Source organism: Antarcticibacterium arcticum (assembly GCF_007993795.1).
Lineage (GTDB): Bacteria > Bacteroidota > Bacteroidia > Flavobacteriales > Flavobacteriaceae > Gillisia > Gillisia arctica.
In genome coordinates, this window is record NZ_CP042476.1 from 510,849 (window position 1) to 531,959 (window position 21,111).

General features: G+C 39.1%; 19 protein-coding genes. 11 read left to right on the forward strand and 8 right to left on the reverse strand.

Features of this window, described 5'->3' with window-relative positions; genetic code table 11:
* Positions 1–96: 96 nt before the first annotated feature.
* Together FK178_RS02165 and FK178_RS02170 are read right to left on the reverse strand one after the other, a co-directional pair.
* Positions 97–1,914, reverse strand: a complete 1,818-nt coding sequence (locus tag FK178_RS02165; RefSeq protein ID WP_146830548.1) for a hypothetical protein — start codon at positions 1,912–1,914, stop codon at positions 97–99.
* A gap of 67 nt (positions 1,915–1,981) precedes the next feature.
* Positions 1,982–2,953, reverse strand: coding sequence for a DUF438 domain-containing protein (locus FK178_RS02170; RefSeq protein ID WP_146830550.1), 972 nt, complete (start codon positions 2,951–2,953; stop codon positions 1,982–1,984).
* Positions 2,954–3,635: 682 nt separating this feature from the next.
* Here FK178_RS02170 and FK178_RS02175 point away from each other — a divergent pair.
* Both FK178_RS02175 and FK178_RS02180 read left to right on the forward strand, forming a co-directional pair.
* A complete protein-coding gene (locus FK178_RS02175; RefSeq protein ID WP_146830552.1) occupies positions 3,636–4,790 on the forward strand; it encodes a zinc-dependent alcohol dehydrogenase in 1,155 nt (384 codons plus the stop codon).
* Between the two features lie 49 nt (positions 4,791–4,839).
* Positions 4,840–5,379 carry a hypothetical protein gene (locus FK178_RS02180; RefSeq protein WP_146830554.1) on the forward strand — a complete coding sequence of 180 codons (540 nt, stop codon included), beginning with the start codon at positions 4,840–4,842 and terminating at the stop codon, positions 5,377–5,379.
* Between the two features lie 58 nt (positions 5,380–5,437).
* Here the strand turns inward: FK178_RS02180 and FK178_RS02185 are convergent, their stop codons facing one another.
* Positions 5,438–6,745: a retropepsin-like aspartic protease gene (locus tag FK178_RS02185; protein ID WP_146830556.1), complete on the reverse strand. Its 1,308-nt coding sequence runs from the start codon at positions 6,743–6,745 to the stop codon at positions 5,438–5,440.
* A 251-nt stretch (positions 6,746–6,996) separates the two neighbouring features.
* Complete coding sequence (locus tag FK178_RS02190) at positions 6,997–7,236, reverse strand: hypothetical protein (RefSeq protein WP_146830558.1); 240 nt, start codon at positions 7,234–7,236, stop codon at positions 6,997–6,999.
* Between the two features lie 342 nt (positions 7,237–7,578).
* On the opposite strand from FK178_RS02190, the gene FK178_RS02195 reads away from it, so the two are divergent.
* From FK178_RS02195 to FK178_RS02220, 6 genes are all read left to right on the forward strand, one after another.
* On the forward strand, positions 7,579–8,055 hold the full coding sequence (locus FK178_RS02195) for a BLUF domain-containing protein (protein WP_146830560.1): 477 nt from the start codon (positions 7,579–7,581) through the stop codon (positions 8,053–8,055).
* Between the two features lie 336 nt (positions 8,056–8,391).
* Positions 8,392–9,468 carry an efflux RND transporter periplasmic adaptor subunit gene (locus FK178_RS02200; protein ID WP_146830562.1) on the forward strand — a complete coding sequence of 359 codons (1,077 nt, stop codon included), beginning with the start codon at positions 8,392–8,394 and terminating at the stop codon, positions 9,466–9,468.
* Positions 9,468–12,581, forward strand: a complete 3,114-nt coding sequence (locus FK178_RS02205; RefSeq protein ID WP_146830564.1) for an efflux RND transporter permease subunit — start codon at positions 9,468–9,470, stop codon at positions 12,579–12,581. Before FK178_RS02200 ends, FK178_RS02205 begins: the two co-directional genes overlap by 1 nt.
* Complete coding sequence (locus tag FK178_RS02210; protein ID WP_146830566.1) at positions 12,574–13,875, forward strand: TolC family protein; 1,302 nt, start codon at positions 12,574–12,576, stop codon at positions 13,873–13,875. Before FK178_RS02205 ends, FK178_RS02210 begins: the two co-directional genes overlap by 8 nt.
* 560 nt (positions 13,876–14,435) lie before the next feature.
* Entirely contained in the window at positions 14,436–15,680 is a 1,245-nt protein-coding gene (locus FK178_RS02215) for a peptidase U32 family protein (RefSeq protein ID WP_146830568.1), read from the forward strand.
* Positions 15,680–15,910 carry a ferredoxin gene (locus tag FK178_RS02220; RefSeq protein ID WP_146830570.1) on the forward strand — a complete coding sequence of 77 codons (231 nt, stop codon included), beginning with the start codon at positions 15,680–15,682 and terminating at the stop codon, positions 15,908–15,910. Before FK178_RS02215 ends, FK178_RS02220 begins: the two co-directional genes overlap by 1 nt.
* A gap of 101 nt (positions 15,911–16,011) precedes the next feature.
* Here FK178_RS02220 and FK178_RS02225 read toward each other — a convergent pair whose 3' ends face one another.
* The 4 genes from FK178_RS02225 to FK178_RS02240 form a co-directional block, all read right to left on the reverse strand.
* Positions 16,012–16,230 (reverse strand): YgaP family membrane protein, encoded by a 219-nt coding sequence (locus tag FK178_RS02225; protein ID WP_146830572.1) that lies wholly within the window; start codon positions 16,228–16,230, stop codon positions 16,012–16,014.
* 20 nt (positions 16,231–16,250) lie between these two features.
* Complete coding sequence (locus FK178_RS02230) at positions 16,251–16,955, reverse strand: aspartate/glutamate racemase family protein (RefSeq protein WP_146830574.1); 705 nt, start codon at positions 16,953–16,955, stop codon at positions 16,251–16,253.
* Positions 16,956–17,031: 76 nt separating this feature from the next.
* Positions 17,032–18,186, reverse strand: coding sequence for an NAD(P)/FAD-dependent oxidoreductase (locus FK178_RS02235; protein ID WP_146830577.1), 1,155 nt, complete (start codon positions 18,184–18,186; stop codon positions 17,032–17,034).
* Between the two features lie 100 nt (positions 18,187–18,286).
* Positions 18,287–18,607: an ArsR/SmtB family transcription factor gene (locus FK178_RS02240; RefSeq protein WP_146830579.1), complete on the reverse strand. Its 321-nt coding sequence runs from the start codon at positions 18,605–18,607 to the stop codon at positions 18,287–18,289.
* A gap of 399 nt (positions 18,608–19,006) precedes the next feature.
* On the opposite strand from FK178_RS02240, the gene FK178_RS02245 reads away from it, so the two are divergent.
* From FK178_RS02245 to FK178_RS02255, 3 genes are all read left to right on the forward strand, one after another.
* The gene (locus tag FK178_RS02245) at positions 19,007–19,804 is read left to right on the forward strand and encodes a sulfite exporter TauE/SafE family protein (RefSeq protein ID WP_146830581.1); all 798 of its coding nucleotides are present in this window, start codon (positions 19,007–19,009) and stop codon (positions 19,802–19,804) included.
* Between the two features lie 77 nt (positions 19,805–19,881).
* Positions 19,882–20,259, forward strand: coding sequence for a rhodanese-like domain-containing protein (locus FK178_RS02250; RefSeq protein ID WP_168194543.1), 378 nt, complete (start codon positions 19,882–19,884; stop codon positions 20,257–20,259).
* A gap of 200 nt (positions 20,260–20,459) precedes the next feature.
* A complete protein-coding gene (locus FK178_RS02255) occupies positions 20,460–21,053 on the forward strand; it encodes a TlpA family protein disulfide reductase (protein WP_146830585.1) in 594 nt (197 codons plus the stop codon).
* Positions 21,054–21,111: the final 58 nt, after the last annotated feature.

Here is a 21,111-nt window from a genome sequence, read left to right on the forward strand (position 1 = left end):
ATGAATAATAGAATTTAAATAATAAAGCAGCAAATTATGAATTATTAATTTGCTGTTATCATAATAAGGCCCAATTGCCTGCTAATTTATCCATATTTATACCCCCACCGGCATGATCGTTAGCCCCATCACTTTTGACCTAAGATTATCCAGCTCCCGGGCAACTAGATTTAAATCCCCTAAAAGAGCTTCCTGCTGTATGCCAAATAAGCTTTGGTAATATGAAATCCCTTCAAGCAGGTTTACCTTAAACTTTTCCATTTTCTTTATTTGGGGAACAGTGGGCTCGTCCCACAATTCTTCCAGTTGATCCTGAAAATAAGCAATGTAAATCCTTAGTTCCTTAATAAACATATTGGGCCTATCTGCATGGTCAATCACGTTGGTGTTCCCATAAATATGTTTTACCATATTTGAAAGAGAAACCACTTTGGAAAAGTATGCCATATTGGGTCCCGGGCAAATTGCCACTCCCTGTGCCTGGCCTTTTATACGCAGGTTATTTTCGAGGAAAGCGGTATTTCCCAGTCCAACACAAAGGCAGGATTTTTCTGTGATTCTTGATTTCCTCTTCTCATACAATCTTTTAGAAAGATTATTTTTTTCAACCTCAAGTTCCCCCAGCTTAATATCCTGAAACTTTTTTGATGCTGAACAAATTCCTTTGGGATTGTTATAATCCTTGCTCAATGCAAGGAATTTTTTAGGGCAGGAACTTCCTCCCTTATTCTCGGCAATTCTGCTTTGTTTTAATATTTCGTTGGTAGTGCCTTTTACGGTGTTAAAAGGGATTCCCAGGGGAGAAATATTGCTAAGATAAAGATCCTCTTCCTTAGCTTTGGCCAGGAGCGCCCGGGTTTCAATATCTACACTGGTAGCCTCCGGCACCAGGAGAAATGGAGACCCCCAGCCTACCGAGGATACCCGGTAAAAGTCAAGTAGGAAATCGTGTTCCCCGGCAGTACCAACCCCGCCCTGCACGCTAATCTTAAGCTCCAGGGGTTTTACCGGTACCGGCATTTCTTTTTGTATCAAAGTATTGCTCATTAAATCATGGACACTTTGTACAAGCTCCTCTTTTTTTGATTTAAATTCTTCAAGAATGGGCCCTAAAAGTAACCCTTCTGTGGCAAAGGCATGACCCCCGCAATTAAGACCGGACTCGATACGATATTCTGAGATCCACAGGCCTTTTTTGGCAAGATAATTCCCCTGTATCCATGCCGACCTGAAGTCGCTTACCTTAAGGATGATCTTTTTCTTTAAATTTCCCGCAGCATCGGGGAAAAAATCCATGAAATTCTCAAAATAACTATAAAGCCTGGGGTTCATTCCGGCAGAAAGTACAATAGAGGAATTAAGGTTGGAATTTGCAAATCCGCGAAGCGCTGCATGCGCATCGTTGAACTCTACGGGTAGTTGCTCGTTTTTGACAAAATTATCCTTATCTATTTTAGACATGATATTCACATCTATACTTCCGGGATGCAGATGATCTTCAATATATTTTTGAATATGTTCTTTTACATTATTGCCGTTATCCAAAATGGTTTGGAGGCCCAATTTAATTTGTGACCTGTTGGGCAACATAGAAATATAATTTTCCAGCGTTGTCCTGCTCTCCAGCAGTTCGTTCTTGAAATCTTCAAATTTGTTTTTAACAATTTTATCCACCAGGTTGAGGTAAGAGGTAATCCTCAAAGCCCTGTAATCGTGAATATTTTCACTTATTTCCTGGTATGTAATATTGAATTTACTGCTGTAAAAGGCATTCATTTTTTCAATTAGCTCATCATCGATTATAGAAATCACAGAGGAGATACCATAATGGGCAACCCTTATGGGACTGTCTATTGTGAAGGCCGTTCCCATTACCGGAATGTGAAAGGAATGCAGGGATTCTTTTTGGGTCATATGTTTAATTTTTTAAATTTTAAGTCACCTGGTTTTATTAAAATGAACTGGTTCTAAGGCCGTGTTGTTAATCCCAGTCCAGCAATCTTTTCTCACCTTCAATATTCTTAATATCTGTTATATCCTGAGACATTTCAATAACCCCCTTGTAATTCTTTTGGGCATCACGCACGGCAAAATATCTTATGTATATAAGTCGTCCCTTAAAGTTGATCCAGAAGGAAGATTCGTTTTGAGTTCCTTTCCTGAATTCTTCCAGGATCCTTAAAACCGTTCCAACACTTTTGGGAGGGTGACAAAATTTTACTTCACGGCCTATGATACCGGCACTACGTGGGAAAACCCGTTCTTCACCACGGTTATAAAAGATAACTTTATCATTTTCGTCTACATAAGTAATATCAAGCGGCATGGTTTTAAGCAGAAGGTTTACCTGTTCTACTGTCATATAACCTTCATCATAATGAGCGGTATTTTCAGTTGAGAAAGAAAGTTCCCTTTTTGTATGATCGTTTGCCGGGTGAATATATTCCTGCTCTGGATAATTTGGCGGTGTTACGGTTAACATCCAGCCAATTTCTTCTTCGCCTTTGCGCATTTCAATCCAGTCTTTTTCACTAAGGAGTTCCAGGGCATTTGGGAATAAAACCGTTTCTTCAGTATATAATAAGCGTTGGATCCCGTTAATTAGATATGGGGCATCTGTTAAGACCTGCTCGTAATCCCGCGCTTCAATTTTCTTCCGAAGCAACCTAAACTGGTCCCTTAAATTGTCATGAAAGGACCACATTCCCATTGAGGGGCCATTCCATCGGCGTTTTTCCAGGAATGGAAACAGCTGATTTTCTTTACGCTCAAACCTTTTTTCTATGGTGTGGAGCTGATTGAAAATATTGTAATATTTCTGGTTCTCTTCGGAAGGATCCAGCGCTTCCAGTTCCTCCAGAAGGCTATTGATCATTTTGGTTTCTTCCCTGTAAATTTCAATGGGGTGGCCCTTCGGAAGAATAATTTTTTCAGTCGAATCTTGTATACTCATAAATAATTTACCGTCTTTAAAGTTTCGCGTTATAAAATGCAAAGCAGCTCCAGATGCTGAAACATTTGGGCTTTAAACTTTTTGGATCCCTTGATTATAAAAAAAGGATCTAATTAGGGTAAAGAAAAGGGTAAATCAAAACAAGGAATATGACCTCAATCATCTTTTCAGCAATTTAATGATTTTGCAGTATTGAATGCCTGGTATTCAGCAATGTAGACTTAAAAAAAGTTAAGTTTTTTAATTTTAATGATATGATTTTAATAAAAAAATTACTAACTTTAAGTACCAATATTTGAAATAGTTTTTGCTTTGGGTCCTTCCATTGTCTTTTTACAGAATATTGGCATTAAACTACTGGAGTTCCCCCCTTTGAATTTATATGGGAGACTTCAGTATTATTTTTTCGAAGAAACAGGAATTAACAGTCGAGGGTCTTAATCTGTTATATTACTGTTTCTTCGTTTTTTATATATCTCCTAAAAATTTAGCAGGTGTTTTACATCCCTTAACATTTTTGCAATTATTAGTTCGAGGGATCGTAAAGTCGAGTTAAAGGCTTTTTAACCAATTCTCCTTTTTTGTAATTTCAAGTGAAACACCCGGATTTTTAAAATTATCGGTGCGATTATCCCTCTATGTGGTGGGACTATTTATTAACTAAACACAAAAAAGAAAAATTATGTTAGCAATGAATTTTAGAGGCCCCTTTAGGGTGCGGGCAGACAGGGACAAGCCTTATCCCGAAATTGAACATCCTGAAGATGCAATCGTGCGGGTGCTAAGATCCTGTATTTGTGGGTCAGACCTGCACTTGTATCACGGCCTTGTTCCTGATACCAGGGTTGGCAGCACTTTTGGCCACGAATTTATAGGAGAAATAGTGGAAGTAGGTTCGGCAGTTGAAAAGGTAAAAATAGGAGATAAAGTAATGGTTCCTTTCAATATAGCATGTGGAAAATGTGCCTTTTGCCGGCAGGAACTATATGGTAATTGTCACGAGTCAAATCCGGAGTCGGGCGCAGTGGGTGGAATATTTGGGTATTCCCATACCGCCGGGGGATATAATGGCGGGCAGGCAGAATATGTAAGAGTTCCTTATGCAAATGTTGGCCCCACGGTAATTCCCGAATGGATGGACCCCGATGATGCGGTCCTGCTTACAGATGTTGTACCTACGGGATATCAGGCCGCCGAAATGGGAGGGATCCAGGAAGGAGATACAGTGGTGGTCTTTGGAGCAGGCCCTATTGGAATTATGGCAGCAAAATGCGCCTGGTTATTTGGCGCGGGAAGGGTAATAGTTATAGATGAACTTGAATATCGTCTTGATTTTGTAAAGGATTATGCCCAATGCGAAGTTTATAATTTTTCGGAGTTAGAGGATCCCGTGGGTTTCATTAAAAAAACTACCGATTCCCTGGGTGCAGATGTGTGTATAGATGCAGTGGGAGCAGAGGCTGCAGGGAATACTATGAATACTTTACTGGGGAGAAAATTACTGCTTCAGGGAGGTTCTACAACAGCATTACACTGGGCCATAAACTCGGTAAAAAAAGGAGGTATTGTTTCCATAGTTGGGGTTTACGGGCCCATAGATGCCCTGGTGCCCATTGGAAATGTTGTGAATAAAGGCATTACCATTAGAGCAAACCAGGCCTCGGTTAAAAGATTATTACCCCGTCTTATTGAACATGTAAGGAATGGGATCATAGACCCGAAAGCGCTTATTACCCATAGAGTTCCTCTGGAAGAGGTGGGGGAAGCCTACCATATCTTCTCGCGGAAACTGGATAACTGCATTAAACCTGTATTAATACCACCTTCTGCCAGCTAAACCTTGATGTTTAAGAAAACTGAATTTTTAAAAAATAAAAATATCCATTATGATAAACGATGAAACAAATCCTTCAGAATCTCAAAGATCGCGGGGGAAAGATTATAGCCATATAAAGGGATGGGGTATAGATGCAAATAAGGAAAATGACCCTACTTATCCTATGAAAAACAGAACTAATGAAGAACAGGAGGGATATAGCTGGCAACGTCCTCCACAGCAAAGTTCAGATATTGAAATTCTTCAAACTGCTGAAAGGCCTAAGATTACTTCAGTATATGGAACCTCTGTGCCACCTTCCGGTTTAAGCGGAATGATACGAAGGCAGGCCTATAAAAATAGTGAATCCAGTTACGGCCGTTGGTTACCGCTGGTCCTTGCAGATAGGATTGGGGTTTATGAAGGCATTCTCCAGGATTTTACACGTGGCCGAATTCCCAATGTATTTACCGAAAGGGGATGGAATGCAGAGTGGGAGCATAACCGTACAAGTTTTATAGTAAAAGTGGCGGCAACCGCAGTAATTACAGCTGCGCTGGTAGGTGTGTTTTTTGCAAGGAAAAACAAATACAAAGATCTTTTACATTAGGTAAAATCTGCATTTTAAAAAAAATAACCGGTTTGAAAGCCGGGTATTTTTTTTAAGATCAGTCAAATCTCACAAACATCTGGTCAAAATTGATGGTCATTTTACTGAATTTGGCAATAAAATCCTGGCCTATGTTTCCCAGGTATGGGTTATCGGGATCTATCTTTTCAGAAAAAACTGTAACAGAATCTATCTTTATAGTATGTCCATGAACCCTGGGAGAGAAAGAGGTAAAATATCCTTTTTTTAAAGTTTCGCCACCTGCCCCTCCAAACCGGTGGACCACTTCTTGTCCGGATAAGGTGTCGTTTATTAAAAATCTGTCAAAATATGTGCTGTAAAGCATTGTTTTATCTGCCCCGGTATCAAAAGTATAGATCCCCTTCCCGTATTGATCTGCAAGATAGATGAGGGGAGTGAGAAAATCTAAAGCCAGGTTTGCTTCTATAGACCGGGATGGGGTTTTTGGAACTATAAACCGGTCATCTGTTGTAATTTGAATTTCATTTAGCGCTTCTATCACAGGAAAACCTATTATCCCAAAGATTTGATAATTTATTTGAGGAAAGGCAAGGGCCTCATCTGGGAAAATCAAAAAAACGGCATTTTTAATACTAATGGTCCCCAGCTTAAGTTCCGGCGCTACCGCCACACGGGAAATAACCTTATCGCCTGTGATACTTTTTACTTCAAATGTACCCTCAAGAATTTTCAGGCCGAAGGTTGATGCCATACTTTCGGTTATGGTAGAAAAATTAGCCCCAGTGTCAAAAACGAAATTTGCCCCAAGGGGCCCATTTTTTATTTCAAGGGTTTTTAAGCCGGCAAGATCACGTTGTATGGCAAGGTTTACTTCCCGGGGAATACGCACCTCCTGTTTGGGTTGGTCCTGTAAGGCTTTCCAAATTATCAGCATATTTTGATGATCTTTAATTTTTTGCGCTGTCATCACTTTCCCATAATTTGAGAGAAGATCCTCTGTGGTTTCTTTGGCTCTCTTATAATCATAAAGCCTTATGTAATTATTCAGGGCAATACTTTTAATTCTCATTGCCAGCGTATCGTCTAAGTCATTGCGATGGTCCCGGAATATTTTTTCAGCTTTTCCAGCCGAAATATTGGGCCGGTTAAACGCATTATCCAGAAAGACGCCCGTGCTCAAGAGTTGAAAGGTAGAAAGACTTTTGCGGTTTTGCCTGTACTCTTCACGGGCAGTAAAAAAATCTTTTTGATCAATTAAAGAATCTATTCTGGTAAATATCAGATCACCGGAAGCCATTTCCCTTCGGTCCTTTTTACAGGATAAAAGGCCGGCGCTTAAAAGCAATAACCAAAGGAATAATTTTAAAGTTCGGTAATTTTTCATGGGGTATATCGCACTTTTTAAAACCTACAAGTTAAACTTTTACACCAGCATTCTTAGTACAATGCATACATAAAAAAAGCAGGAAACCGAAGTTTCCTGCTTGTGCGGAAAATAATAATCCTTATGTAAATGTATGGGATCTAAACTGCTGCCTTTTGACAGGAATTGAGATCCGTCCAATTTAAACTGGATTTTTATTTATCCCCCAATTATATTTATAATTTAAGATCCAACCGGGATGATCTTAGATTTTATTTATTTATGCCAGAACCTGTAGAGGATCTTCTTTTACGAATACTTTTCCCGCACATTCTTGTAAGTGCTATAACCCGCTGGCCATACTGGCCCATAAGTAACATATCTTTACATGCATCTGCTTTGCAGCTGTACAATCTGGCATCCTGGATCTTTCCAAATACCGCAGCACCCTTGGTTCCCTGGAACTCTTTAAAGTACCAGCCGTCTCTCTGTGATTTTATTACATAGTTCATTTGGGTTGATCTTAAAACATTACTCTGTGGGGATGGCAATAAGTAAAAATATACGGGGATTCTGTGCAAAGGGATATGGGGTGGAGCACTAATTTTTACATTTCTAAATTAAAAAAAAGAAGCTAATAATATGCTAACTTGCTTATTATTAACATATTATTAACTATTTAATCAATAGCTGTAAGAAATAATTATAGTTTCTAAATAATCTTAATGGCCAGGGAAAGAATTATTTATTTTTTTTTAGTTAAAATGATAAAATAATAAAAATATCCTATAAAATTTGTATTTATAAGGTAATATTAATTAAATTTAGAATAAAATAATAACTATTTATTATATATGCGTTATGCCATCTGTTATGTGAGTACTGCCAGTTATTTCATTGAACCTAGCGAAGTAGTCGAAATTCTGGATCATACCGAGGTCCGGAATAATGAATTTGGGGTAAAGGGATTGTTAGTATATTCTGATGGTAATTTTTTCGAGGTCCTGGAGGGGGAAGAGCAAATGATTAGAGAGCTTTTTGAAACAATTAAAAATGATCCTATACATAACAACATTATCCCAATATTTGAGAAATACGTTGTGAAGGAATTATTTAAGGATGCCAGTGATGAAAATGGCTTCATTTCCCAAAATACACAATTCCAAAAAATCAGAATAGAAAATTTTAAGGAATGTATTAAAGATCTGGATTCCGGAACCCGGAATGTGGTAAATTCAATCTTGGCCCAATTTGGAAAAAATTCCCCTGTCGGGAAAGATGAATCTCCCGGGACGAAAAGCGAGGATCCTGGTCATTCATTTCTGTATTAATAATGGTTCTACCCGTTTTTCTTCATACTCAACATCACTTTCCCCAAATCAGGAATTAAATCCAAACTTCTCTATTAGTGTGTACCATTTATATAATTAACTTCATAATATAATGGCAACATCTGCTTATATGACCTTCTCTGGAAATGGTTTAACTTTGTAAGTTTGATATGTCATTGGCGTCATATATAGGATTACATCCTATGCCCCGGTGATTTAAAGGATTTTTAATGGTCCAACAAACGTTAAATGTTTAATTTCCATTAAACCTAATTTCCTTTAAACAGTCTAAAAAATTAGAGGTTTGGAGTTTTATCCTGTTCATTCAAATTACATATGAAATTAAGATATATTATTTTCACACTTATAGGTGTAGGATTGGTAGCTTTAATAGGTTACAGAATTATAGATAACAAAGATAAAACTCAGGGCAACCAGGCGGGACCTCCTCCCGCGATTAAAGTGGTTGGCCAGGTGTTACAACCGGTTGCATTTGAGGATAACCTTTCCCTTTCTGGTTCTCTTGAAGCCAATGAACAAATAGAATTGCGCAGCGAGGTTTCCGGTATCATTGAGAATATTAATTTTACAGAAGGCAGTAAGGTATCTAAAGGTCAAATTCTTTTCAGGGTTAATGATCAGGAGATGAGGGCGCAACTTGCAAAAGTACAAACATCCCAGACGCTCGCTTCTGAAAATGAGCGCAGGGCCAGACTTCTTCTCGAAAAAGAAGCCATAAGCCAGGAAGAATACGATATGGCGCAGGCCGATTTTCAGTCTTCAAAAGCCGAGTCACAGCTTATTCAGGCCCAACTGGGCAAAGCCACTGTAAGAGCTCCTTTCTCTGGGGTAATTGGGTTAAGGTACGTGTCTCAGGGAACTTATGTTACTCCTGCATCTCCAATAGCCACCCTTGTAAATACAGACAAATTAAAAATTACATTTTCAATTCCTGAAAAATACGCCTCACAGGTAAGGATAAATGATAAAATTACTTTTACAACTTCCAATTCACGCGAAGAACATGAGGCAACAATTTATGCCACCGAGCCCGGGGTAGACCTTTCTACCAGAACTTTAAAAATGCGTGCAATTGCAGATAATAAGGACGGCAAATTAATTCCGGGAACATTTGCCAATGTGTTTTTACCACTTTCGGTGGTAGAGGATGCGTTAATGGTACCCACAGAATCCCTTATTCCAATTCAAAACGGTAAAAAGATCTTTATTTCAGAAAATGGCAAAGCCAAAGAAGTAATTGTAGAAACGGGAGCGAGAACAGAAAGTTCCATAAGGGTAATTTCCGGATTGAAAGCCGGGGATACTATACTTACGTCGGGAATTATGGTACTTAGAAACGGAACCCCCCTTAATATTGATTTACGTCAACCTCTCGCTAAAACCCAGTTATAATGAGTTTACCGAAATTAAGTATAAAACGTCCTGTCCTTACTATTGTAATGAATATTGCAATTGTACTCTTTGGAGTGATAGGTTTCACCTATCTGGGCGTTCGGGAATTTCCTTCAATAGACCCGGCCATTATCTCGGTAAGGACAAGTTATACAGGGGCGAATCCGGATATTATAGAATCCCAGATCACAGAACCTCTTGAAAAGGAGATCAACTCCATAGACGGGATAAGGAATATAAGTTCCACTTCCAGCCAGGGCTCCAGTAATATCAACATTGAATTTAATCTTGATAAAGATCTTGAGGCCGCGGCAAACGATGTTAGGGATAAGGTTTCACAGGCTGTAAGGCGACTTCCCCAGGATATTGATGCCCCACCGGTAGTTTCGAAAGCCGATGCCGATTCTCAACCTATCATTGCAATGACGGTTCAAAGCAAGGAGAAGAATGTCCTTGAATTAAGCGATTATGCTGAAAATGTTATTGCCCCACGCCTGCAAACTATCCCCGGGGTAAGTAGTGTTTCTATTTGGGGCCAACGCCGGTATGCCATGCGCCTTTGGATAGATCCTGTAAAACTGGCTTCTTATGGAGCTACCGTGGGTGATGTGAGGGCCGCTCTTGCTGCACAAAACGTTGAACTTCCCACCGGTAAACTATCGGGGTCTCAAACCGAACTCGCCGTTAAAACTCTTGGAAATCTTTCTACTGAAGAAGAATTTAATAATATCATTATAAGATCTGAAGGTGATAACCTTATTCGGTTAAGTGATATAGGTACTGCTGCGCTGGAAGCAGAAAATCTGGAAACAAAATTAAGTGATTCCGGGCAGGAGATGGTATCAATGGTGATCATCCCGCAACCGGGCACCAATTATCTTGACATTGCAGATGCCTTTTATGAGCAATATGAATTATTGCAAAGGGATCTTCCTGCAGATTTTGAACTCAATATTGCGTTTGATAATACTACCTTCGTAAGGAAATCTGTTACCGAGGTGGTAGAAACCCTGGCCATCGCTATTATTCTGGTAATTTTAGTGATCTACCTCTTTTTCAGGAACTGGTCCATAGCGCTGAGACCCCTTATTGATATTCCAGTTTCCCTTATTGCCACCTTCTTTATCATGTGGTTGTTCGGTTTCTCCATAAATGTCTTAACTCTATTAGCCATTGTACTTGCCACAGGTCTTGTTGTAGATGATGGTATAGTTGTGACCGAAAATATTTATAAAAAGGTAGAAGAGGGCATGCACCCAATACAGGCAGCCATAAAAGGTTCTGAAGAAATAATGTACGCGGTAATTTCTATCTCTGTTACCCTTGCTGCGGTATTCCTTCCCGTAATTTTCCTGGAAGGTTTTGTAGGTAGTCTTTTCCGTGAATTTGGAGTTGTACTTGCTGCGGCAGTACTAATTTCAGCATTTGTAGGTCTTACATTAACTCCTATGCTTAACGCATATTTGATGAAACCGGGGAAACAGCATAATTCCAAGTTTTACAACTTTACGGAAAAGTATTTTGTGAAAATGAATAAGGGGTATGCGAGCACCCTAAGAGCTTTTATGGGTAAGAAATGGCTTAGTTTTCCCATTCTTTTACTGTGCCTTATTATAACTGTGGTTTTTTACAGTCTGCTTCAAAAAGAAACTGCTCCTTATGAGGATCGAAGTTTTATAAGTTTGAGTGCCACGGCCCCCGAAGGTGCCTCCTATGATTACATGGATTCTTTCATGAATGAGCTTACAGAACTTATTAATGATTCTATTCCCGAAAAAAATGTAAGTCTTATCATCACCTCGCCGGGGTGGGGTTCAGGCTCGGTAAACAGTGGCTTCGGAAGGATTGCACTTGTGCAGCCGGACGAGAGGGAGCGTTCGCAGGCGGAAATTGCCCAAAAACTTACCCAATGGACGAAACAATATCCGGGTGCAAGGGTAAACGTAAGTGAAAGTCCAACTATTGCGGTAAACCGTCGAGGAGGAATGCCCATACAATATATTATTCAGGCCCAGAATTTTCAGCAACTGGAGGAGAAGATCCCAATGTTTATGGACGAGGTGCAAAGTGATCCTACTTTCGCTAATTCAGATCTAAACCTGAAATTCAATAAACCCGAAATTTATGTTACTATAGACCGGGAAAAAGCCCAGACACTTGGAGTATCTGTCCTGGATGTTGCGCAAACCCTGCAACTAGCTTTAAGCGGGCAACGCTTTGGCTATTTTATGATGAATGGAAGGCAATATCAGGTAATGGGACAATTTGATAAAAAAGATCGCTCAGCTCCTATGGATCTTACCTCCATGTTTGTACGCAACAGGGAAGGAGTTTTAATTCAGCTGGACAATCTTGTTACTACTGAAGAACAAAGCAGCCCTCCGGCCCTTTATCACAATAACCGGTATATGAGTGCCACTGTTTCAGCAAGTCTCGCCCCGGGTCAAAGTATGGGTGATGGTATTGAAGCCATGGAGCGAATTAAAGGAAAGGTCCTGGATGAAACTTTCACTACAGATCTTGGGGGGGAATCCCGGGACTTTGTTGAAAGTAGTTCCAATACCATGTTTGCCTTTTTGCTGGCCTTGTTGCTCATCTTCCTTATTCTGGCAGCCCAATTTGAAAGTTTTGTAGATCCTTTGATAATTATCCTTACAGTACCCATGGCGGTAGCGGGAGCCTTATTCTCTTTATGGCTCTTTGGGCAATCCTGGAATATCTTTAGCCAGATAGGTACAGTAATGCTAATAGGGCTGGTAACCAAAAACGGAATATTGATAGTGGAGTTTGCCAACCAGTTAAGGGAGCAGGGAATGCCCAAATATGAGGCTATTTTAAAAGCTTCTGAATCCAGATTACGACCTATACTTATGACCAGTCTTACCATTGCGCTTGGGGCAATGCCCATTGCTATTGCCTTTGGGGCAGCTTCAACCAGCAGAATTGGGATGGGAGTGGTAATTATTGGTGGTACTATGTTCTCACTTATCCTAACTTTATATATAATTCCTGCTATTTATCTAATGTGGTCCCGGGATAAAAAACACCGGCCAGAGTTTGACGAACCACAACCCCAGGAACGCTTAAAAATGGAACCCCAATTACATGAATAGATTTTTAAAATTACTGGTAGTTTCTTTTATTGCCTTACAGGCTCAGGGCCAGGAATTACTTACGGTAGAAGAAGCTGTACGCATCGCGCTTAAAAATAATTACGAAATAAGGATCGCTTCCAATGAACTGGATATTGATAAAGAGGGGGTAAGTATTGGCAATGCGGGAATACTACCATCTGTTGGCGCTGTTTTTAATAGTAATAACAGTACTCAAAACAGTTCGCAAACCCGCGCAGATGGAAATACTATAGAACTGGATGATGCCCGTAATAATAATATAAATTATGGGGTGGTAATGGACTGGACCTTATTTGATGGTTTCAGGATGTTTGCCAGGTATGAACAGTTAAAGGAGCTTGAAAAACTGGGAGAAGCCCAGTTACAACAAACCATCCTCGCCAAAGTAAGTGATGTAATGATCACTTATTATGACCTGGTACAGCAACAACAGCAATTGGTAGCGCTGGACAGTACCCTTGTGATCTCCAACCAGCGATTAACCCTGGCCGATAATCGTTTTACCATAGGAAAAGCATCCAAACTCGAAGTGCTAAATGCCCAGGTTGATATGAATACAGATCAAACCATGCAGCTGCGGCAGGAAGAATTATTTAGGAACACCAAAATAAGGCTAAATCAAATTCTGGCAAGAGATACAAAAATAGATTTCCGCGTTATAGATGAAATACCGGTAGAAGAGGACTTGTTTTTGCCCGAACTGGAAAAATTAGCATTAGAACAAAATCCACTTTTACAAGCACAAATCATCGCAAATAATATAGCTAAACTGGAATTAAAGCAGGTAAAGGCCGGTAGATATCCTACCATTGTTGCCAACACTGGCTATCAATTTAGTGAATCTGAATCCAGTCTGGGATTTATAAGTTTTGGGAAGTCCAGGGGATTCAATTATGGTTTTAGCGCCAGAATGAATATTTTTGACGGTTTTAACCAAAACCAGAACGAGAAGATCGCCAAAATTCAAATTGAGAATAGCGAACTGGTGATTGAACAACAGGAACTTGATCTTCAAACCCAGCTTGGCACCGCCTATCAAACTTATTTAACCAATATAAGTTTAATAGAATTGGAACGTAATAATGAAGCTATTGCGCGGGAAAATCTTGATATTACACTGGAAAAATTCAGAATTGGTACGATACCTACTATCGAATTCAGGACCGCCCAGCTAAATTACATTAATGCCATTGTGCGACACAGCAATGCAAGGTTTCAGGCAAAATTATCGGAGATTAGTTTAAGGGAATTTGCAGGAAATCTCACATTTTAACCTATTGCTACCCAAACAAAAATAAGGGCAAATGCAATGAGCAAATAGATAAGCCTGTCCCGGGATTCTAATTTATCTTTTACTTTCAAAAGAATAATTTAATTATTTCATATTAGATCAAATACCAATTCAAGTTATTACAATTAACGTAATAACTGTGAAAATCAACAGAAATAAACTCAAATAAATATATAATTGGTTCCTTTTACAGGTTTCCGTAGAAAATTCCCCAAGTTCATTCGTTCTTAGATATTTATCTTTTAACTTCCTGTCAGAAAACGTTTGTTGTTGCGGCATTTTCATTTTCTTATTTTTAATCCATTAAGATTCCAAAGATCAAATAACCAGCGTTTCTAAAATATGATCTCCATCATATAGCTGGAAATCAAACAATTGTATTGTTAAAAGTAGCTGTTAATCGCTTGTACGGGTAAAAAATTCGTTTTCAAATTTTGGTTTTATGACGCCGGTCATATTCTTGTTTTCCAAATCCTGTTTCCTTTGCTCCCAAATAATTTAAGGCTACTAAGGCGGAACCTGCGGGAAAAAAGAACTATCACATGACTTCACTTTCATCTAAAATGGAATTAATGGCCCCGGCCGGAAATTTTGAATCTCTGCAAGCTGCCCTGGACAATGGCGCAGATTCAGTTTATTTTGGAGTAGAGCAGCTCAATATGAGAGCAAGGGCATCGATTAATTTCACAATGGAGGACCTCCCAGAGATTACCAAAAGATGCAGGGTAAAAAATGTAAGATCTTATTTAACCCTTAATACAATTATTTATGACCACGACCTTTCCCTTATTAAAACCCTGCTCACAAAAGCCAAGGAAGCGGGGATAACCGCGGTGATAGCATCAGACCAGGCTGTAATTGCCTCGGCCAGGGGAATGGGAGTAGCGGTGCATATTTCTACCCAGTTAAATGTGACCAATATTGAAACTGTAAAATTCTATAGTCTTTTTGCAGAAACCATGGTGCTTTCCCGGGAACTTAGTTTAAGACAGGTAAAAAAGATCACCGGTGACATTCAAAAAGAGCAAATAAAAGGTCCTTCAGGAAATCTGGTGGAAATAGAGATATTTGGACACGGAGCTTTGTGTATGGCGGTTTCAGGAAAATGTTACCTAAGCCTGCATTCTTATAATTCATCGGCCAACCGCGGAGCCTGTAAGCAGAATTGCCGAAAAAAATATACTGTGATAGATCAGGAAACCGGTTTTGAGTTAGAACTTGATAACGAGTATATGATGTCCCCAAAAGATCTTTGCACCATAGATTGTCTGAATGAGGTTATGGAAGCTGGAGTTCAGGTCCTAAAGATTGAAGGCCGCGGCCGCGCTCCGGAATATGGAGCTACAGTTATTAAGGCATACAGGGAGGCAATAGATTCGTATTATGCCGGTACCTATACCAAAGAAAAGGTTGCAATCTGGATGGAAGAGCTCAATAAAGTTTACAACCGGGGTTTTTGGAGTGGCTATTACCTGGGTCAAAAATTAGGGGAATGGAGCAAAATTTCAGGTTCCGCAGCAACTCAGAAGAAAGTCTACCTGGGGAAAGGAGTACACTATTTTCCAAAATCGGGCATTGCAGAATTTATGATCGAGGCTTACAATTTGAATCACGGAGACAGGATCCTTATTACAGGGCCAACTACCGGCGCTCAGGAACTTGTGGTTGATGCTATGTACGTAAATGACCTGTTGAGTGAGAATGCACTAAAAGGAGACAGCTGTACCCTTAAAATCCCTTTCCGGGTTCGTAGAAATGATAAGCTTTATAAACTTGTAGAAGCCTGATGATAGTAATAACCCTGCAACGAAATAAATGTATAGGCTGTAACTATTGTGTAGAGCTCGCTTCTTTGCAATTCCAGATGTCTAAAAAGGACGGAAAAAGTGTCTTGCTTAATTCAATTGACAAAAAAGGATTTCACACGCTTCGGTCTGCAGATGAAAGTATTTTTGATCCTGTAGACGCCGCTGTTAAGGCCTGCCCGGTGAAGATAATCTCCATAAGGAGAACTTAGACGTGCTTTTCTTTTCCTGACCTTAATAAATATAGAAAAATAGAGCCCGGCAGGAGCCGGTCCTACATCTTACAATAAGATTTCCGAAACCTACTCTTAGGTTACTCCCTTCCTAAAGGTAATTTTTTACGCGTTGAGAAATTAAATGGCGCATAAAGAGGGCAAAAACTTACAAAACTGGTAAGGATAAAAATTCCTGCCAGTATAAGCAAGATAATTGCCAAAGTGCCGGAGATTGTTCCGGTGAAATATAAAACGGCAATTACTACTGCTGCAGAGATCCGGATCACCGTATCTGCAATCCCCATATTTTTTTTCATTTGCTGGTTGTTATTAACACTTATTTATTTTTTTCAATTAAATTTTCTTCGAGAATAAATTCCACCGCCATCTGGGCATGCAGGTTTGTGGTGGCAAATAGAGGAAGATCAAAACTTTTTTCTTCAATTAACATTGGTAACTCTGTGCATCCCAGGATAATTCCTTCTGCTCCGCGATCTTTCAGCAACTTCATTTGTTCCAAAAAGAAAGATCTTGCCTCATCACTGAATATTCCGCGGGTGAGCTCTGCAGAAACAAAATTGTGGGAACGGTCCAAATATTCTTCCTCCGGAATAATAGTTTCTATTCCATAGTTTTCCTTCAAATAACCCGATATAAAATCCCCTGTCATCGTGGGTCTGTTACCCAAAAGGCCTAAAATTTTTAAACCTTTTTTCCCGGCTGCCCTTCCCACAGCATCTGCAATGTGAAGAATAGGAATATCAATTTGTGGTTGTACAAAAGAAAATACCATATGCGGGGTGTTCGCACAAATAATTATAGCTTCAGCTCCTGCAGTCTTTAATTTTCTTGAAATATCCAGGTACGCGTTATTGATCTTATCCCTGTTCTGCTCCCTCATCAACTCTATATTCAGGCTGTAGATGATCATTTCGGGATTTGCCTGTGACCCTATTTTTCCAGCAGTAAGCTCATTTATCAACCGATAATACACTACGGTTGAATGCCATAAGGTGCCTCCTATTAAACCTATTTTTCTCATTTTAATAATTTTATTATAGTAGCTGCCTGTGTAACTTTCAGCATAATTTTAAAGTTTTGCCTTATTCCATTGCAGCTTAAAAGTTTTTAAAGAACCAGTATTTTTCAGCCCACCATTTGTGCCAATGGCCCAGAACTTCAGGCGTTTTCATTTTTACATGCGGTTCCTTAGGATCCTCATAAAAATTCACATCGGTTGTGCTTGCAAGGCCTTTACCATATTCAATATAATACTGGCCTTCCCCTTTAAAAGTGTGATCTGGCAAATTATTTCCAATTTTTCTTCCAATGTTATGCGCCACGATCTCTGCCTGTTCCCGGGCAAAGATCCCAATCTTTGGAAAGGAAACTCCGGTGTCTAACTTTATATCTGTTATATCTCCAATAGCATAAACATTAGGAAATTTGGTCTCCAGGGTTTGGCGGTTGGCCTCGATCCAACCGGATTCCCCGGCCAGCGAACTGCTGCGTATTACTGCGGGTGCCTCGTGTTTGGGTGTATAAGCCAGGAGGTTGTATTTATAGCTTTTTCCATTGCTGAATTCAAGTGTATCTGCCGTTACATTTGTTACCTGATGATTGGGATAATACTTAATTCCTTTATTTTCAAGAAGTATCTTAAGTTCTTTGGAAGCTTCGGGACCTGCAAATTCCATGGGCCCGCCTTCAGGGGAATATAAAGCTACCTCCACTTTACTGCTTATTTCGGCTTTGCGCACATAATCCTCAATTAACATGGCTGCTTCATAAGGGGCTGCAGGGCTTTTAAAGGGAAGGGAGGAAACAAGTATGGCTATTTTACCAACAACAAGTATATCCAGCTCTTTATTAAATCGCGTCGCCCCATCCAGAGTGAAGAAATTATAGCCAAATTTATCAAGGTTAAAATCATTTTTTTGTTCCACTCCCAGGGAAACTACCATATAATCTCCTTTATAAACTTTGCCTTTTACGGTTACACTAATATTTTCTGGATCTACATTCTCAATTTCCCCGCTTATTACTTCCAGGCCGGAAGCGTCAAGTTTCTTATAACTTTCATAGATCTGTTCTGGTTTTCTCTGGCCAACCATTAACCAGGGAAGGGAAGGAGCAAAAACACTCCTTTCTTCCTTTTCAAATACCAGGATATTTACAAGGTTAATATCATCTTCATTTCCGCTGTGTTTACTAAGTTCTCTGGCAGTAACAATTCCGCCAGTGCCTGCACCTAATACTAATATAGTTTTCATAAGTAAAAATTTAATTTTAAAATTCCTCCATTTTTATTGGCCGGAAGCATAGCACACGTTCCGTGGGTTTGTATCCGATGATAGTTCCCTCAAATCTCATCTAAAAGATTTTGAGTATGTCCTGTTGTTCCTGAATGTTTTCAATAAGCACCTCCCGCATAAGTTCACATGCTTGTGCAACTTTATGTGAGCTAAGGGAAAAATGACTGCATTGACCGTCACGCCGTACTTTTAAGATCCCCTTTTTTGTCATTACTTTTAAATGCTGGGAAAGATTGGATTTTAACTCCCCCGTTACTTCCTGTAAATCTGCGAAACAATATTCCCGTTCATCCAGTAAATGAATTACTTCCATCCTAAGGGGATGAGCCATAGCTTTACAAACATCGGCGTGTAATTCAAATAATTTCTTATTCTTCATTGTTTAATGTTTTAACTGTTTAGAAAAAACTAAACATTTTTTCAAGACCGGCCTATCGTCTATTTTAAAGGCAAAGTAAAAGGGATTTTCTTTTATAAAATATGACACTAATCATACTTTCTGAAATAGCCTGATTAATATGAATCAAACCCATTATTTTGTTATTAGTTGGCATAACACATTTTGCAATTATTTGAAAATGAGTGCTATATATTTTTATACGATAAATCATTTTCTCCCTTTTGATTCAATATCAAGGTGAGGAAAAGGATCCCTGAACTATCCTGTATTAGATTCCGGTTTTCAAAGTTGGTTTTAAAAAACGAAAAGCTCTGTAACTTTTGTTACTGCCATCGCCCTGTTAACACTTTACTTTTGCACCAATAAAAAAATTATATTTTGGAAATATTTGATCTCTTAGGATATTTTGGGGCTTTGATAATTGGAGTTGTGTTAGGCCTCATTGGTGGAGGTGGTTCTATACTCACTGTCCCGGTACTGGTGTACTTGCTTGCCATTAACCCTGTAACCGCAACAGCTTATTCGCTTTTTGTAGTGGGGACATCATCGCTGGTAGGGGCATTTAATAATATGAAGAAGAAGCTGGTAGATTTTAGAACAGCCACGGTTTTTTCGATTCCGGCTTTTATAGCTGTTTACATCACCAGGAAATATATTGTTCCTGCTATTCCAGATCACATCTTCACCCTTTGGGGTTTTGAGGTTACCAAGAACATTGGGATTATGCTGTTTTTTGCCCTTATAATGGTTGTGGCCTCCATCTCAATGATTAAAAACAACAGGAGTGAAGATATTGTTGAAACCAAGGTAAAATATAACTATCCACTCATAATTATCGAGGGAGTTGTGGTGGGCATTCTTACAGGAATTGTTGGGGCCGGCGGCGGATTTTTAATTATTCCCGCATTAGTGTTACTGGCAAGGCTACCTATGAAAAAAGCCGTGGCAACCTCTCTGCTTATTATTGCAGTGAAATCCCTCATTGGTTTTATTGGAGATGTTGAAAACCTGGAAATAGACTGGGTATTCCTTTTGATCTTTACCGGTTTATCTATAGTTGGTATCTTTATAGGGGGTTACCTGAATAAATTTATTGATGGGAAAAAACTCAAAATAGCCTTTGGATGGTTTGTTCTTGTAATGGGGATTTATATCATTTGGAAAGAAATATTTTAATTCAAACCTGTGGTGCTGATCTTTACTTTCCGCATTAAATAGTAAATAAGCTATCTTTATTTTTTAAAATGAATTTCATGAAAAGAAACCTGATGTATTTATTGGTAGCAATATTCTCCTTTAATTTTATTTCCTGCAATTCAAAGGAAGATAAAAGGGAAGTTACCGTAATAAAGGTAGACGAGGCCAAAACAATTTTAGCAGAAGACCCCAATGTAATTATCCTGGATGTAAGAACCCCGGAGGAATTTCAGGAAGGACATATTGAAGGGGCGGTGCTCATCAACTTTTTTGATGATAATTTTGAACAGCAGGTAGCTATGTTGGATAAAGATAAACCTGTAGTAATATATTGCAGAAGTGGGAACCGAAGTAACAAAGCGGGTAAAATTCTAACCGACTTAGGTTTTTCTGAGATCTATGATATGGAAGATGGATATGTGGGCTGGGAATAATATTTCAGATAAATGTTTTCCGGTTTTGATTGCTTTATTTCCGAATAATTAAATTCTTATACTGATGGGGGCTACTATCCTCCTTCATTTCACTGTGTAACTTAGGTTACATATTTCCTTCTTCCCCCGTTGTATCTTCGTAATCTGCCGGAAAAAGGTAATATACCCTTCCGGGTCTCAATAAATAACGATCATCACATATGAATAAGAAAACCAAAAAAAACCTCATAGAATATGGATTGATTGCGGCGGTAATGGCTGTTTTATATTTTTCCGGCCTACATACAGAGGTGTTGGGATTTCTTCAAAGGGGCATACTTGCCACCGGTGTGATGAATCCTGAACTGGAAATGGCCGGCCCCGAAAAGAAGGAGGAGTCACGGCCAGTAGCCGATTTTAATTTAAAACTTATAGACACAAAAGGGGGACAAACCAGCATGGAAGATCTAAGGGGAAAAGTAATTTTCTTTAATATCTGGGCCACCTGGTGTCCACCCTGTATTGCTGAAATGCCGGGTATAAATAAGCTTTACAATGAAGTTGATAAAGAAGAGGTTGCATTTATTATGTTATCTGTAGATCAGGATTTTCAAAAAGCTATAGATTTCCATCGCAAGAAGGGGTATAATTTTGAAGTTTACAAAGTTGATGGTGCCTTACCCCAAATGTATTATACTCAAAGTATTCCAACTACGTATGTAATTGACTCCCGTGGCAATCTTGCACTTACCCATATGGGGATGGGCGATTATGATACTGCTAAATTTAAAGAGTTTCTTTCCTCTTTAAAATAGGCAGATAGACCTGTTATAATTTAACATGGCAAAGGAGGGACTTATCTAATTTATTTTC

Bases quoted from the DNA above. Each gene is read 5' to 3' on its own strand.
- FK178_RS02240 (WP_146830579.1), bottom strand. From the start codon at position 18,607: ATGAAGAATAAGAAATTATTTGAATTACACGCCGATGTTTGTAAAGCT.
- FK178_RS02215 (WP_146830568.1), top strand. From the start codon at position 14,436: ATGACTTCACTTTCATCTAAAATGGAATTAATGGCCCCGGCCGGAAAT.
- FK178_RS02195 (WP_146830560.1), top strand. From the start codon at position 7,579: ATGCGTTATGCCATCTGTTATGTGAGTACTGCCAGTTATTTCATTGAA.
- FK178_RS02180 (WP_146830554.1), top strand. From the start codon at position 4,840: ATGATAAACGATGAAACAAATCCTTCAGAATCTCAAAGATCGCGGGGG.
- FK178_RS02225 (WP_146830572.1), bottom strand. From the start codon at position 16,230: ATGAAAAAAAATATGGGGATTGCAGATACGGTGATCCGGATCTCTGCA.
- FK178_RS02210 (WP_146830566.1), top strand. From the start codon at position 12,574: ATGAATAGATTTTTAAAATTACTGGTAGTTTCTTTTATTGCCTTACAG.
- FK178_RS02190 (WP_146830558.1), bottom strand. From the start codon at position 7,236: ATGAACTATGTAATAAAATCACAGAGAGACGGCTGGTACTTTAAAGAG.
- FK178_RS02170 (WP_146830550.1), bottom strand. From the start codon at position 2,953: ATGAGTATACAAGATTCGACTGAAAAAATTATTCTTCCGAAGGGCCAC.
- FK178_RS02185 (WP_146830556.1), bottom strand. From the start codon at position 6,745: ATGAAAAATTACCGAACTTTAAAATTATTCCTTTGGTTATTGCTTTTA.
- FK178_RS02165 (WP_146830548.1), bottom strand. From the start codon at position 1,914: ATGACCCAAAAAGAATCCCTGCATTCCTTTCACATTCCGGTAATGGGA.
- FK178_RS02175 (WP_146830552.1), top strand. From the start codon at position 3,636: ATGTTAGCAATGAATTTTAGAGGCCCCTTTAGGGTGCGGGCAGACAGG.
- FK178_RS02250 (WP_168194543.1), top strand. From the start codon at position 19,882: ATGAAAAGAAACCTGATGTATTTATTGGTAGCAATATTCTCCTTTAAT.
- FK178_RS02200 (WP_146830562.1), top strand. From the start codon at position 8,392: ATGAAATTAAGATATATTATTTTCACACTTATAGGTGTAGGATTGGTA.
- FK178_RS02230 (WP_146830574.1), bottom strand. From the start codon at position 16,955: ATGAGAAAAATAGGTTTAATAGGAGGCACCTTATGGCATTCAACCGTA.
- FK178_RS02205 (WP_146830564.1), top strand. From the start codon at position 9,468: ATGAGTTTACCGAAATTAAGTATAAAACGTCCTGTCCTTACTATTGTA.
- FK178_RS02220 (WP_146830570.1), top strand. From the start codon at position 15,680: ATGATAGTAATAACCCTGCAACGAAATAAATGTATAGGCTGTAACTAT.
- FK178_RS02255 (WP_146830585.1), top strand. From the start codon at position 20,460: ATGAATAAGAAAACCAAAAAAAACCTCATAGAATATGGATTGATTGCG.
- FK178_RS02235 (WP_146830577.1), bottom strand. From the start codon at position 18,186: ATGAAAACTATATTAGTATTAGGTGCAGGCACTGGCGGAATTGTTACT.